Consider the following 14,189-nt stretch of genomic DNA (forward strand, 5'->3'; position numbering starts at 1 on the left):
CACCAAATTTGGGGGTGGCGGTTACGCCACCTCCTCCATATGCCCGCCGAGGAACAGCTGGCCGACCTTGGGATCATTGAGCAGGACCTCCGCCCGCTCATGCATCCGCATCTGCCCCAGCTCCAGCACGATCCCGTCATCCGACATCGCCAGCGCCGCTTTGGCATTTTGCTCGACCATGAGGATCGTCACACCGTCGTCGCGCAGGGTTTTCAGCGTTGCAAACACCTCCTGCACCAGATTGGGCGACAGGCCGATCGACGGCTCGTCAATCAGCACGAGCTTGGGGTCAAGGAGCAGCGAGCGCGCAATCTCGAGCTGCTTTTGCTGCCCGCCCGAAAGTTCGATCGCCTTGCGGTCCTTGAATTTCCGCAGCATCGGAAACTGATCCATGACCAGCTCCATCCGCCGCTTCACGCTCGGCTGATCGGTCGAGGTGATCCCGCCCATTTCCAGATTGTGCCAGACCGAGAGCTGCGGAATGACATTGCGGCCTTGGGGGACATAGGTCACGCCATGGCCGATCATCTGTTTCGGGGTGGAGCGGGTCACATCCTCGCCGTCAAAGATGATCTGCCCCGATTGAATATCGAGCATTCCGAAGATCGCCTTGAACACCGTCGATTTCCCCGCCCCGTTCGGACCGATCACCGTGGTGATCGTGCCGCGCGGGATCGAAAACGTGGTGCCGTTGAGAATGGTGATCTTGCCATAGCCTCCGTAGAGGTTTTTCAGTTCCAGCATCGCCGACATGTCAGCCTCCCAGATAGGCGTCAATGACGCTTTGGTTTGCGCGGATCTCCTCGGGGGCGCCTTCGGCAATGATCCGGCCTTCGGCCAGAACGATGATCCGCGTGCAGAGCGACATGACGAATTCCATATTGTGCTCAATGACCACAAAGGTGGTGCCATGTTCGCGGTTATAGGTGATCAGCCGCTCTTTGAGATACTGCAGCATGGTCAGATTGACCCCGCCCGCAGGCTCATCGAGCAGCACGAGGCCCGGCCCGGCCATGAAGGCCATGGCGGCATCGAGGAGCTTTTGCTGGCCATAGGACAGGGCCCCCGCCATCTCGTCGCGCAGATGCCCGAGACGGAAGAAATCAATCATATCCTCGGCGGCCCCCGTCAGCCCCGCATCCGATGTGCCAAACAGGCGCGTCAGCATAGTGCCATGATGCTCCTGCCCCGCCATGATGATGTTCTCGATCACCGACATCTGCGGAAAGACGGAAAGCTGCTGGAAGGTGCGCCCGACGCCAAGCCGGCTCAGCTCATGCGCCTGCGCGCCCGCGACGGGTTTGCCGTTGATCTGCACGCTCCCCGAGCTGGGCGTGAGCTGCCCGAGGATACAGTTGAACAGCGTCGATTTTCCCGAGCCATTCGGGCCGATCAGCCCGAGGATCTCGCCCTTTTTGACCTCGAAGCTGACGCCATTGACAGCTTTGATCGGCCCGAAATGTTTGGTCATGTCGCGGACGGACAGAACGGTATCCGTGTGCATCACAGCTGTGCCCCCTGTTTCAGATCGCCGCGCTCCTTGCGGGGTTTCATCGCGGTCACAAGCTTGCGCCCCAGCCCCAAAAGCCCCTGCGGCGAGAAGATCATCACCACAAGCACCAGCAGCGCATAGATGATGAGGTAATAGCCATCGGTGAAGCGGAGCATCTCTGGCAACAGCACCACCAGGCCCGCGCCCAGTATGGGCCCGAAGAAATAGCCGGAGCCGCCCACGATCACCATCAGCAGGATTTTCAGCGACAGGATAAGCGTGAAGGACCCCGGCTCGATGAACTGCACCAGGGGTGCCTGAAGCGCGCCCGCAAGCCCCGCCATCGAGGAACCGATGGCAAAGGCCAGGAGGGTCATCCGCGTGGTGTTCAGGCCGAGGGAATTCGCCCGGATCGGGTTTTCCCGCAGGGCCTTGAACGCCCGGCCCCAGGGGGAATGCAGCATCCAGGCCATCGCGCCCGCCGTGACCATGAAACAGATGACCGTGAAGTAATAGAACGGCAGTTGCTTCATCGTGTCGAACGCGCCGAAGACAGGACGCGGAATGCCCACCAGGCCGAGCGAGCCGCCGGTGAGCCAGTCTTCATTGCGCAGGACCAGAAAAACCAGGGCGTTGAAAGCAAGCGTCACGAAGGCGAGGAAATGGTGCTGCACCCGCAGCGCCGGATAGCCCAGAGCCAGCCCGATGACGAAAGTCGCCGAGATCGAGCAGCCGACCGCCGCGATCCAATGCACCCCCGCCATGGTCAGCAGCGCCGTGGTATAGGCACCGATCCCCATGAAGGCCGCCTGCGCGAGGCTGATCTGCCCCGCATAGCCGAGTGTCAGGTTCAACCCCATGGCGGCAATCGAAAAGATCAGCCAGGAGCAGAGGGTATAGATGATGTAGCTGCCCTGCCCCATCGGCGCAAAGATCAGCGCCAGCCCGAAAGCGAGCAGGAAAAGAATGCGAAAAGCGGTCATACGGTCCTTCCTTCGGACGTGCCCATGATGCCCTGCGGCCGCACCATGATGATGAGGATGAGAAGGATCAGCGGGATCGCGGAGCGATATTCGGCCGAGATGTAGACGGCCGCCATATTGTCCAGGACGCCGATCAAAAGGCCACCGACAAGCGCGCCCCGGATCTGGTTGAAGCCGCCGACAATCGCCGCGATGAAGGCGATCATGCCCAGCGTTTCGCCGTTCGAGAATTTCGCCAGATAGACCGGTGAAATCAGGATCGAGGCAATGGCCGCCAGCGCGGCGTTGATCAGGAACGTGTACATGACCATCCGCTTCACATCGACGCCCAGAATCTCGGCAACACGGGGGTCTTGTGCCGTCGCCTGCATAGCGCGGCCCGTGCGGGTGCGCTGCAAGAACATCTGCAAGGCGATGATCGCGGCAAAGGCCACGGCAAGGTTGCACAGATCCTGCACCGAGACCGATGCCCCGAAAACATGGATTACATGCTGCGGAAACAGCGGCGGAAACGGCTGCCCCTGCGCCGAGTAGAACTCTTTGACGCTTTCCTTCATCAGCAGGCCCAGCGCGATGGTGGCAATCACCAGCGGCATCGAGCCATGCGGCAGCATCGGTTCGACCACCAGTTTCTTGAACATGACCCCGAGGATCAGGACCGACAGCACAAAGGCCGTCAGGATCGCCGCCCAGAGCGGCAACCCCAGAACGGTCATACCCGCGAGCACGAAAAACGCGGGCAGCATGACAAACTCTCCCTGCGCGAAATTGATGGTTTGCGAGGCCTGCCACAACAGGGTGAACCCCACGGCGGCCAAGGCATAGATCGCACCGGACGCCAGGCCGGATATGAGAATTTGCAGGAGTTCGGCCATCGCCATTCCTTCCCCTTGTGATGTTGAACGACCCCCTGCCCCCGGGGGCAGAGGCAGCGAAGGCAGATGCCCCGGTTTCGCGCCCGCATTCTGGTGCCGCCCGGCGGCGCGGAGAGAGCACCCCCCCGTTGCGGCACCGGACAGTCCCGGCAGGCCACGCGGCATGGTCATCCCGCCGGATCAGGGCGCGCGGTCCACGGCCCGCCGAAAACGTGCCGCGCGCCGCGGCTCAGTTCGGCGGCAAGACGATGGTGATGTCCTGCGCCCCGTTCTTGACCTCGACCATGAAGCTCTCGCGCGCGACTTCGCCGGCATCATCCCAGCAGATGTCCATCAAGAGGCCCGGATGGGTGGCGGCATCCAGGCATGTGCCATGCAGCGTATCGGCCAGTTTCTGGCTGTCGGCAGCCCCGGCAATTTCGGTGCCGTATTTGATCGCATAGGCGCCGATATAGCCCTTGATCGCATTGTGATCGGGGCGGTAGCCAAAGCGCGCGGTGAATTTCGCGCTCATCTCCTGCACGAGCGGCACCGGCGCATCAGCCGAGAGCGCCACATGGCTCAGCGCACCTTCGGCGGCGCCCCCGGCCAGATCGATCACCTTCTGCGAGGCGAGCACCGTATCGCCCAGCATCGGAATCGCCAGCCCCTGCTTTTTGGCCTCAATCAAAAACCGCGCGCTTTCCTCTTCCGTCAGATAGATAAAGACCGCTTCGGCACCGCTGTTCTTGATTTTCAGCACATCGGCCGAGAAATCAGCCTGCCCTTGTTCAGAGGGCACATCCGCGATCACCTCAAGCCCCGTGTCTTTCGCCACTGCGGTAAAGGCATCATGCCCGCCCTTGCCGTATTCGGTATTGGCCCAGGCGATGGCCACTTTGCTCACCCCCAGATCGTTCTTCAGATAGGCCCCGATCTTCGGCATCCCCTTTTGCGCGCCAAAGGTGGTGCGGAAAATATAGGGGTTGCCCTTTTCGGTGATCGAAGGCGCCTCGGAGCCGGTGAATTGCGGGATGCCGTTTTGCTGGGCCACCAGCATGTTGACCACGGTCGAGGAGGAATAGACCGTCCCCAACAGCGCGAAAGCACCTTCATCAATGGCTTTTTGCACGAGGGCACGGCTTTGCAGCGGATCGGTCTGGCTGTCATATTCGGCCATTTCAACCTGCATGCCCAGGATGCCGCCGTTCTGGTTGATCTCGTCAATCGCCAGATGCACCCCATCGGCCCAGACCGAGCCCGCCGCGGCCCCGGCCCCGGACAGTTCGGCGATATTGGCGATTTTGACGGTGTCTGCCTGTGCGGCACATCCGAGAGCGGCAGCAAGCGCCGTCCCGGTCAACAGTGATTTCAGCATGTTATCCTCCCTGATTGATGCTGGTTCGGTCCGGCGGGGCGCGGGGGTTTATCCCTCCGCGCGCGCGCCGGTCATGGCGTCCACCAAAAGATCGGCTTGTGCGTTGAACATGCCCAGCCCGGACATGGTGGCGCAGCCCTTGGCCCGCGCGATGGCAAGCTGCGGGGTGATCTCGGGCTGGGTGATGCACTCGGCCACGAATTGATGGCGCTCATATTTCTCTGCCTCGATGGGCAGCGGATCGCCCGCGCGCATGCCGACGGGCGTGGCATTGCCGATAAAATCATAGCCGGTCGGATCGGCCGATCCCGCGCTGACCTTGCCGGGAAAGCGCGCGTCCAGCCGCGCGATCGCCGCCTCCCGGCGCGCGGTATCGGCATCATGCAGCGCCAGATGGGCGGCACCGCGCGCCAGAATTTCATAAGCAATGGCCGCCCCGGCGCCCCCAACCCCGACAAGCAGCGCGCGCTTGCCCGCGACGCTGTAGCCGCAGGCGGCAACGCCGTTCAGATAGCCCTGACCGTCGGTATTGTCGCCGACCCAGGCGCCATCCGCGCGCCGGTGCATCACATTGACCGATCCGGCGAACCGGGCGCGTTCCGTGGGAAAATCACACAGGGCGAGCGTCGCCTGTTTATGCGGGACGGTGGCGATCAGGCCGCGCACATTCTGCGTGGCCTTCATCGCGGCCACAAAGGCCGGATACTCCGCCGCCGGGACATGCGCGGGCATGACGATCCCGTTGACCCCACGCTCCACCAGAATCCGGGTCAGCAGCTCCGGCGATTTCACCTGCGCAATCGGGTCCCCTGCAATCGGAAACAACAGGGTTTCCCCGGTGAGTGTCACGTCCATCCCTTCATCCTCCCTGACGCGTTGGTCCCGCGCCCCCTCTCGGCTAAATTTGCAATCTCTGTCCGGTTTAAGAATGGACGCCGCGCCATATAACTTGGACAATTCACCAGGGCGCGGCGGCGGCGTTTCCGGCCGCCCTCAGGCCTGCGGCAGGGGCCCTGCGGCCCCCGCCCAATGGGCAAGTGTTTGCGAAATGCCCGCCTCCAACGCGGTGACAGGCAAAGCGTCAAACCAGTCCGGGCGATCCCCGCCCTGCAAGAGCACAGGCGTTTTCAGCCGGGGTCCGTCGACGGTGATCTCGGCCCCCGGCACCGCCCGCTTCAACGTTGCGACAAAGCCTTCGACCGTGGCCGAGACGCCATGCAGATCATAAATGCGCGCGCCCTCATCGGCGTGAAACAGACCCGCCACCAGCGCCCGCGCCACGTCTGAGACATGGACAAATCCCACAGGACCGGAGAAGTGGATTCTGGCGGATTGTCCAAGCACCGCGGCGCGCAGGGCGATGGATGGCCCTGCCGCGATGCCCCGGCTCTCGCCCGGGCCATAGACGATGTAGGGCCGGAACCCGGCACTCGGCAGGCCATGCTCCTGCCAGGCGCAGCGGGCCATGCCCTCGACCGCCAGCTTGTGCACGCCATAGAGCGTCTCGGGCTGTGGCAGGAGGCCCGCACCCGATCCATAGACCGCAGCACTGGAGGCATAGGCCAGACGCGCCACCCCCGCAGCGCAGGCCATATTGATCACCCGCTGACTGCCAACCAGATTGACCATCGCCGCCCGCACCGGGTCGGCCTGACACTCGACCGTCATCACCCCGGCCAGATGCACAACCGCGCCACAGCCCGCGAGCGCCGGGGCCAGATCCGCCTCGCGGGTCACATCCCCCGCCCATAAGGTGACCGCCCGCGACAGGCCCGGGGCCACGAAATCCAACACAGCAGCATCAGGGGACCGGTCAAGGAGGCGCGGATGCAGGCCCCGCGCCGCGAGGTTGCGTGCCACAAAAGCGCCCAGAAAGCCGGTGCCGCCGGTGACCAGAACCGGCCTGTCCTGCCAGCGGGTCACGAGGCGATCCGCGCGCCCGCGCCCTCAGCCCCGGCCAGGGGGCGCCGCGCCGCATCGATCGCCGCGATCGCCCCGAAAACGATGCCGGGGCCGATGGTGATGCCGGGCCCGGGATAGACCCCGCCCATGATCGAATTCATGTCGGCACCCGCGGCATAGAGCCCCTCGATCACCCGGCCATCAGCCGCCAGCAGCCGTGCATTCTCATCGGTCACCAGACCCGTCGCGGCCCCAATGTCACCCGGGTACAGTTTGACCGCGTAGTAGGGCCCTTGGCCCAGCGGGCGCAGCGTCGGGTTCGGCCCGTCATGGCTGGCATCGCCATTCGCGCGCTCATAGACCGTTTCGCCCCGATGGAAATCCGCATCCACGCCCCGCGCGGCCATTTCGTTGAAGCGGGCGACGGTGATGCCCAGCTGCATGCCGTCAATCCCGAGCTGCCGCGCCAGATCCGCCAGATCCTGCCCCTCGGTCAGATAGCCCTCGGCAATGAAGGGCCGCAGATTGGTGGTGCCGGGATGGATCATCCCCATGCCATATCTGCGCATCGCCTGCGCATCCGCGATCAGGAAGGTCGGCACATGCGAGCCGTCCCGGTTGGCGGCATACATCGCCGAGACAAACTCGTGATAGCTGCGGCTTTCATTGACAAATCTCTTGCCATCGCGCCCCACGGAGATGATCCCCGGCTTTGAGCGGTCGAGCACGAAATGCGGGAATGCCGCTTCGGACCCGTCCGCGCGGCGGCGGATCGAGACCGGCGCCCAATAGCACGGCTGCGCCGCGCCTTCGGCGTACTGCGCGCCCAGCCCGAGCACGATGTCATGCAGCTCTCCGGTATGCCCCGGCGCCGCGGGCGAGACGCGCGGCGCCGGGGCGGGCAACATGGCCCTGCGCTTGTCCGGATGCCGGGCAAATCCGCCAGAGGCGAGCACAACGCCCTTGCTGGCGATCACCTCACGGATCTGCCCGCCCTGCTCCAGCCCGAGGCGGTAGGCACCGCCCCCGAGCGGGGTGAGATGGGTGGTTTTCGTCTGAGTGGCAATGGTGACACCGCGCTTGCGCGCCTCGTAGAGAAAGCGTCCGACGAGGGCATTGCCCATCAACAGGCGCGTGTCGCGGCCATGCGCCCATTTGCGCAGGTAATAGCGCGCGACAATCCGCAGCGAATAGGCCAGAGACCGCAGGCTTTTCTTCATCCGGAGCAGATGCGGAATGTCATCACGGTCGATCTGCATCCCGCCCAGAATGGTGAATTCCGGGATCGGCGGGCGCACCAGCTTGAGGTCGTCGCCCAAAAGCGCACCGTCAAAGGGCTGCGGCTCCAGCGCGCGGCCAAAGGCCGTCGCGCCCTCCAGCTCATAAAGGTAGTCGGGGTGGAAGGGCCGCCCGCGAAACCGCACATTGGTCTCATCCTCCAGCCGGTGGATCATCTCCGGGCCACGCCGCACAAAAGCCTCGCGCAGGCTGCGGGGCGCGCGGTTGCCCACCGCCCGGTCGAGAAAGCCCAAGACCTTGTCCGCGCTGTCCTCTGCTCCCAGCTGATCGCGGAAGCGGGTGTTGGGCACCCAGGTCGTGGCGGCCGAGAGCGCCGAGGTGCCACCGAGATATTCCGTGCGCTCCACGAGCAGCACCCGCGCGCCTTCCAGCGCGGCAAAGACCGCCGCCGACAGGCCCGCCGCCCCCGCCCCCAGAACGACCACATCATAGGTTGCGCCCGCAGATAGCACTGCGCCGCCGCGCGATTCTTGTGACATTCAATCCTCCCTGAGCATCCAAGCATATGAAATCAATAGTATTTCGAATCGGTACGCTCATTTCTCGGCCTCAACATGTCGTAAATTGAAATGTCTTTCAACTTTTAAATCTTGTTTTGATTTTTGTTTTGCGCGATAGAGATGTACGAAGGGCAGACGCCCGAGCGGCGACCCGGAGGAGAAAACCATGACCGATACAAGACTGGCGATTGTCGGCGGCGGCATCATCGGACGTACCCATGCCGAGGCCATCGGCGCCTGCGCGGCGGCCGAGCTTGTCGCCATTGTCGATCCGTTCGAAAGCGGAAAGTCCCTGGCCGCTGCGCAGGGCTGCGCCCATCTTGAGACGCTGGAGGCGCTGATGGATCTGCGCCCGGACGGTGTGATCATTGCCACACCCAATGCGCTGCATGTGCCTCAGGCGATGCAGCTGATCCGGGCGGGCATTCCGGTTCTGGTGGAAAAGCCGCTGGGCGACACGGCGCAGAGTTGCGCCGCGCTCGTGGAGCTGGCGGCGGGCGCGCGCGTTCCCGGGCTGGTCGGCCATCACCGCCGCCACAATCCCATCGTGCGCGCGGCCAAAGCTGCCCTCAGCGGCGGGCATTTCGGCACGCTGGTCTCCGGCACCATCTCGTCCACCCTGTACAAGGATGCGCCCTATTTTGACGTGGCCTGGCGGCGCGAACCCGGATCCGGCGGGCCGCTCCTGATCAATCTGATTCATGAAATCGACCTGGTGCGGCATCTTTTTGGCGAGATCAGTGAGGTCAGCGCCCTGACCGCGCACCACCAGCGCGGCTTGGCGGTCGAGGATACGGCGGCGGTGATCCTGCGTCTGGAGACCGGCGGCCTGATCACCATCGCGCTGACCGATGCCGGGGTGGGCCCCTGGTGCTGGGACACAACCGCGGGGGAAAATCCCGCGCGTTTTCCCGCCATGCCCGCCAGCTCGCATATGTTTGCGGGGTCCAAGGCCGGGATGAGCCTGCCCGATCTGAGCTTCTGGACCCATGAGGGCCCGCCCGACTGGACCCTGCCGCAGGTGAACCGCCCGCTCGAAGCGCTCGCGGGTGACAGCTATATCGAGCAGATCCGCCATTTCACCGCAGTGATCGCGGGCCGGGAAAGCCCGCGGATCACCCTGGCGGATGGCGCACGCAATCTTGCGGTGATCGAGGCAATCCGCCTCTCGGTCGCGCAAAGGCAGGCTGTTCCCCTGCCCGCGCAGAGGCTAAACTTGTCGGCAGAGCCAAATGCGATGATGGAGTGAGCGATGTCCGGCGTGATGGAGAGAACCCTTGCGATTCTTGAACTGCTGGGCAGGCACCCGGAGGGCGTTCAGGTCAGCGCGATTGCGACGGCGCTGGACATGCCCGCCTCAGCCGCGCATCGGCTGCTGAAAGAACTGTCGCAATTCGGCTATGTGCGGCAATTGCGCAATCAGGGCGACTACGCCCTGACCATCAAACTCGCGGGGATCGGTCTGGCGTTTCTCGCCCGCACCGGCGTGCCCGACATTGCCCAACCCATCCTCGACCGGCTGGCCGCAGACACGCGCGAGCTGGTGCGCCTCTCGGTGATTGATGGCGAGGATCTGGTCTGGGTCGGCGTGGCCCAAGGCGCGGTTGCCGGTCTGCGCTATGATCCGGGCCGCGAACAGGGGATCAAGGTGCATCTGGCGGCCTCGGCGGGGGGCCATGCCTGGCTGGCCACCATGACGGATGAAGAAGCGCTTGAACGCATTGGCGCGCAGGGGCTGCGGCCGGATTTCCCCTTGGGGCCGGGCGCGCCTGCCTCGATCCCTGAGGTGCTGGCCTGCCTCGCCGAGACGCGCGGGCGCGGCTATGCCATCCTGTCCAACGGCTATCACGCGGGCATGACGGCGATGGCGGTTCCCATATTCCGCAGCGAAGACGGTGCCGCGATCGGCTGTCTGTCCATTGCCGGCCCAGAGGTGCGGATCACGCCCGACTGGATGGAGCAGTTCCACCCGCTCCTGCGCGTCGCGGCCGATGAGATCGGCGGCGCTTCCGAAGCCTCGTTTTTCTTCAACCGCAACCGGGCACTGACCGCCGAGGCGGAAACCCGTCGGGCTGGCTGAGCGAAAGGCCCTCCGCCCTGACCTGAACGCCCCGACCTGAACGCCCCGACTTGAACGCGCGGACGCTTTCCGCGCTGTGACACGAAAGCAGGACCATGGAGAGCACAGCGGCAGGCGTCATTGCCTGCGACGTTCTGATCGTCGGATCAGGCGCAGCGGGTCTGTGTGCCGCAATCACTGCGGCACGGGCGGGCCTCGAGGTTATTCTGGCGGAAAAGACCGATGTTTTCGGCGGCACGTCGGCCTGGTCCGGTGGCTGGCTCTGGATACCGCAAAACCATCTGGCGATCCGCGCCGGGATCACCGAGGCCGATGCCGCACCGCGCCGCTATCTGCGCCAGCTGCTGGGCCCCCGTGCCCGCGATCCGCGACTGGAGACGTTTTTGCAAAACGGCCCCGCCATGGTGCGCTTTCTCGAAGAGACGGGCGTCATGCGCTGGCTCGATGGCAACCGGATGCCGGATTTTTACGACCATGACGGCGCGGCGCAGGGGGGCCGTTCCGTCACCGCCGCGCCCTTTGACGGGCGCCGCCTTGGCCCGCTGATCGCACGGCTGCGGCCGCCGCTGGATCTGGTGTCGCTCTGGGGCATGGGCATTGGCGGCGGCGCGGATCTGGCACATTTCTTCAACGCGACGCGGTCGCCTGCCGCGCTGTGGCATGTCAGCAAACGGCTGGCCCGTCATCTGCGCGACTTGCTCTGCTACCGGCGCGGGATGCAGCTGGTGGGCGGCAATGCGCTCGTCGCGCAGCTTTTGAAGGGAGCGGCGGATGCCGGCGTGCAGCTTTGGCACGACAGCCCGGTGACGCGCCTGCAGATGGAGGCCGGGCGGGTGGTCGGCGCGCGCCTGATGCGGGCGGGTGCCGCCGTCGAGGTCACCGCGCGCCGGGGCGTCGTGTTGGCGGCGGGCGGCTATCCGCATGATCCCGCCCGCCAACAGGAGAGTTTTGCCCATACGTCCACCATCGCCCATGCCTCTGCCGCCCCCCCCAACAACACGGGCGACGGGCTCCGGCTGGCCGAAGACATCGGCGCCGCGCTCGACATGATGCTCGCAGCACCTGCCGCCTGGGCGCCCGTTTCCCGCGTGCCCGTCGCGCGCGCGCCGACCTCACGCGCCTCCGGTGGGCAGGGGGTGCCACGCCATTTTCCGCATCTGATCGACCGGGCCAAGCCCGGCTTTATCGCGGTGGATATGACCGGGCGGCGTTTTGTGAATGAGGCCAACAGCTATTACGACTTCATGAACGCTCTCTTTGCCGTCACCCCCAAGGGGCGCGCGCCCGAGGCCTGGCTGATCTGCGATCACCGCGCCCAGCGGCAGTTTGGCATGGGCTGGGCGAAACCCTTTCCCTTCCCGCTCTCACCCTATCTGCGGTCGGGCTATCTCAAACGCGGGCGGCGGATCAAGGATCTGGCGGCGCAATGCAATCTGCCCACCGAAGCCCTGGCCGAGACAATCGCGCGCTTCAACCAAGGCGCGCGGCAAGGTCATGACCCGGCGTTTCACCGGGGCGCCTCGCCCTATAACCGCGCACAGGGCTGGGCATTGGCCAAAGGCCCTAATCCCGCGCTGGGAACTTTGGAGCGGGGGCCGTTCTATGCGGTGAAGGTGGTGCCCGGCAGCCTGGGCACCTTCGCGGGGATCAAAACCGCCGCCGATGGACAGGTCCTGGCCGCGCATGGCGCGCCGATCCCAGGGCTCTACGCCATTGGCAACGATGCCGCCTCGATCATGGGCGGTCATTATCCCTCGGGCGGGATCACCCTCGGGCCGGGCATGACCTTTGGCTATGTCGTCGGGCGCCGCCTTGCGGGCCTGCCGGTCAATGGCCTGCCAATCGACGACCGCCCGCCCGAGGCCCCGCAGACCGATGGCGGGCCGGTCAATGGCGGGCAGGTCAATGGCCGCCCCGCCCCCTCTCCCCTTCACGCACAGGACGGATGACATGACCTATTATGAAATCGCAACGCTCAAGACGGTGATCTTTGGCGCCGCAAAGGCCTCGGACGGGCTGCAGGACTGGCTGGCGGCGGGCAAAGGTCGCCTGCTTGGTGCCTTTGGCACGGATATCGGCGCGCTGAACGAAGTCTATCTGCTGCGCGGCTTTGACAGCCTCGACGCGATGATGGCCGAGCGGGAACGCGCCATCATGTCGGCCAACCCCATGGGCTGCATGGAGCATTTGGTGGATCTGCGGTTTGACAGCTACAAACCCTTCGACTTTCTGGCCCCGGTCACGCCCGGCAGCTATGGTCCGGTCTATGAGTTCCGCACCTATAAGGCCAAGCTGAATGGTGTTGCCGTCACACAAGAGAAATGGCGCGCGGCCATGCCCGCTCGCGCCGCTTATTCACCGCTCACCATCGCCATGTGGGGCCTCGACGGTGCGCCCCGCATCACGCAGATCTGGCCCTATCCCTCCCTGGCCGCGCGCGCCGAGGCCCGCAGCCAGTCGGTGGCCGACGGGAACTGGCCCGCAAAGGGCGGCCCCGATTGGCTCACCCCCGAGATGACCAGCACCATCGCCTTCCCCCTGCCCTTTTCACCGCTGAAATGAACACCATGACCCATAAATTCTCTCTCGCCTTCCTGACCACCCATGAAGTGACCCCGCAAGAGGCGGTCCGCATCGCGGCCGCCACCGGCTATGACCTTGTGGGTCTGCGCTTTTTGCCCGCAGCCCCGACCGAGGCCTCTTATCCGATCCTCACCGATCGCGCGGTTGAGGCTGAGGTGAAAGCCGCGCTCGACGTCACGGGCATCGGCGTGGCCGATATCGAGATTGTCCGGCTGAAACCGGATACCCAGGTCGAGGCGTTCCGGCCGTTTCTGGCACTTGGTCAGAGGCTGGGAGCCAAAAACGTGCTGGTGGCGGGGGATGACGCCAACCACGCACGCCTGACCGAGACCTTTGCCGCCTTTTGCGATCTTGCGGCAGAGCATGGGTTAACGGGCGATCTGGAATTCATGCCCTGGACCAATGTCAAAACCCTGCCCGATGCGCAGCGGATCGTCGAGGACGCCGGGCGCGCCAATGGCGGGGTGTTGATCGACGCCCTCCATTGGGATCGCGCGGGCGGCACCGCCGCGCAGATCCGCGCCCTGCCGCCCGCCCGCATTCACTATGCGCAGCTTTGCGACGGGCCAAAGCCCTATGACCCCACGGATGCCGGGATGATCGAGGTGGCGCGCGGCGCGCGACTTTTGCCCGGCGATGGCGGGATTGACCTTGTGACCATGGTGCAGGCCCTGCCCCGTGATCTGGTGCTGAGCGTGGAAATCGCCCAGCTGGAAAAAGCCAGGACCGTCGATGCACAAACCCGCGCGGCCGAAGCGCTCCAGCGGTCGAAGGCGCTGGTGGCACAGGCGTGCCAGCCCAGTTGACGGCCCGCGCAGGCCCGCCCCCGGCGTGACGGCAACCGGGGGCGGGTCACGGCCGGTGCTGTGTCACCACGGACATCCCCACCCGCCAGGGAGCCTCGCGCGGGCCCCGGCGAGCGCCCCAGCTATGACGGGGGCCAGCGCGCGGGTGCAGCCGGGGCCTGCGGGATCTCGATCACGATCAACAGACCGCGGGGCAGACGGTTGCGCGCGGTGACCGTGCCGCCATGCGCATGCATGAGCTGCTGCCGGTTTCGTGGACAGCAGGTTAAGCTAGCATATCGCGGGCCTCGAACTCCATCGGGCTGAGGTAGC

At 65.0% G+C, this 14,189-nt stretch carries 13 protein-coding genes; 5 read left to right on the forward strand and 8 right to left on the reverse strand.

Features of this window, described 5'->3' with window-relative positions:
• Positions 1-21: 21 nt before the first annotated feature.
• The 8 genes from ACEN2S_RS06170 to ACEN2S_RS06205 form a co-directional block, all read right to left on the reverse strand.
• Positions 22-753, reverse strand: coding sequence for an ABC transporter ATP-binding protein (locus ACEN2S_RS06170; protein WP_441863763.1), 732 nt, complete (start codon positions 751-753; stop codon positions 22-24).
• 1 nt (position 754) lies between these two features.
• The gene (locus ACEN2S_RS06175) at positions 755-1,504 is read right to left on the reverse strand and encodes an ABC transporter ATP-binding protein (protein ID WP_441863766.1); all 750 of its coding nucleotides are present in this window, start codon (positions 1,502-1,504) and stop codon (positions 755-757) included.
• Positions 1,504-2,475 carry a branched-chain amino acid ABC transporter permease gene (locus ACEN2S_RS06180; protein WP_441863768.1) on the reverse strand — a complete coding sequence of 324 codons (972 nt, stop codon included), beginning with the start codon at positions 2,473-2,475 and terminating at the stop codon, positions 1,504-1,506. Before ACEN2S_RS06180 ends, ACEN2S_RS06175 begins: the two co-directional genes overlap by 1 nt.
• Complete coding sequence (locus ACEN2S_RS06185; RefSeq protein ID WP_441863771.1) at positions 2,472-3,350, reverse strand: branched-chain amino acid ABC transporter permease; 879 nt, start codon at positions 3,348-3,350, stop codon at positions 2,472-2,474. Before ACEN2S_RS06185 ends, ACEN2S_RS06180 begins: the two co-directional genes overlap by 4 nt.
• A 229-nt stretch (positions 3,351-3,579) precedes the next feature.
• Positions 3,580-4,707 carry an ABC transporter substrate-binding protein gene (locus tag ACEN2S_RS06190; RefSeq protein WP_441863774.1) on the reverse strand — a complete coding sequence of 376 codons (1,128 nt, stop codon included), beginning with the start codon at positions 4,705-4,707 and terminating at the stop codon, positions 3,580-3,582.
• 48 nt (positions 4,708-4,755) lie between these two features.
• Positions 4,756-5,562, reverse strand: a complete 807-nt coding sequence (locus tag ACEN2S_RS06195; protein WP_441863777.1) for a shikimate dehydrogenase family protein — start codon at positions 5,560-5,562, stop codon at positions 4,756-4,758.
• Between the two features lie 138 nt (positions 5,563-5,700).
• Positions 5,701-6,630, reverse strand: a complete 930-nt coding sequence (locus ACEN2S_RS06200; protein ID WP_441863780.1) for an NAD-dependent epimerase/dehydratase family protein — start codon at positions 6,628-6,630, stop codon at positions 5,701-5,703.
• Positions 6,627-8,387 carry an FAD-dependent oxidoreductase gene (locus ACEN2S_RS06205; RefSeq protein ID WP_441863783.1) on the reverse strand — a complete coding sequence of 587 codons (1,761 nt, stop codon included), beginning with the start codon at positions 8,385-8,387 and terminating at the stop codon, positions 6,627-6,629. Before ACEN2S_RS06205 ends, ACEN2S_RS06200 begins: the two co-directional genes overlap by 4 nt.
• A gap of 187 nt (positions 8,388-8,574) precedes the next feature.
• Between ACEN2S_RS06205 and ACEN2S_RS06210 the strand changes: the two genes are divergently transcribed.
• The 5 genes from ACEN2S_RS06210 (at position 8,575) to ACEN2S_RS06230 (ending at position 13,877) form a co-directional block, all read left to right on the forward strand.
• Positions 8,575-9,657: a Gfo/Idh/MocA family protein gene (locus ACEN2S_RS06210; protein WP_441863786.1), complete on the forward strand. Its 1,083-nt coding sequence runs from the start codon at positions 8,575-8,577 to the stop codon at positions 9,655-9,657.
• 3 nt (positions 9,658-9,660) lie between these two features.
• Positions 9,661-10,488 (forward strand): IclR family transcriptional regulator, encoded by an 828-nt coding sequence (locus tag ACEN2S_RS06215; RefSeq protein WP_441863788.1) that lies wholly within the window; start codon positions 9,661-9,663, stop codon positions 10,486-10,488.
• Positions 10,489-10,583: 95 nt separating this feature from the next.
• Complete coding sequence (locus ACEN2S_RS06220) at positions 10,584-12,437, forward strand: FAD-dependent oxidoreductase (RefSeq protein WP_441863790.1); 1,854 nt, start codon at positions 10,584-10,586, stop codon at positions 12,435-12,437.
• A 1-nt stretch (position 12,438) separates the two neighbouring features.
• Positions 12,439-13,050 (forward strand): NIPSNAP family protein, encoded by a 612-nt coding sequence (locus ACEN2S_RS06225; protein ID WP_441863793.1) that lies wholly within the window; start codon positions 12,439-12,441, stop codon positions 13,048-13,050.
• A gap of 5 nt (positions 13,051-13,055) precedes the next feature.
• Entirely contained in the window at positions 13,056-13,877 is an 822-nt protein-coding gene (locus ACEN2S_RS06230; protein WP_441863795.1) for a sugar phosphate isomerase/epimerase family protein, read from the forward strand.
• The last annotated feature ends 312 nt before the right edge of the window (positions 13,878-14,189 follow it).

It is taken from the genome of Phaeovulum sp. W22_SRMD_FR3, assembly GCF_052113705.1.
Taxonomy (GTDB): domain Bacteria; phylum Pseudomonadota; class Alphaproteobacteria; order Rhodobacterales; family Rhodobacteraceae; genus JBGQOG01.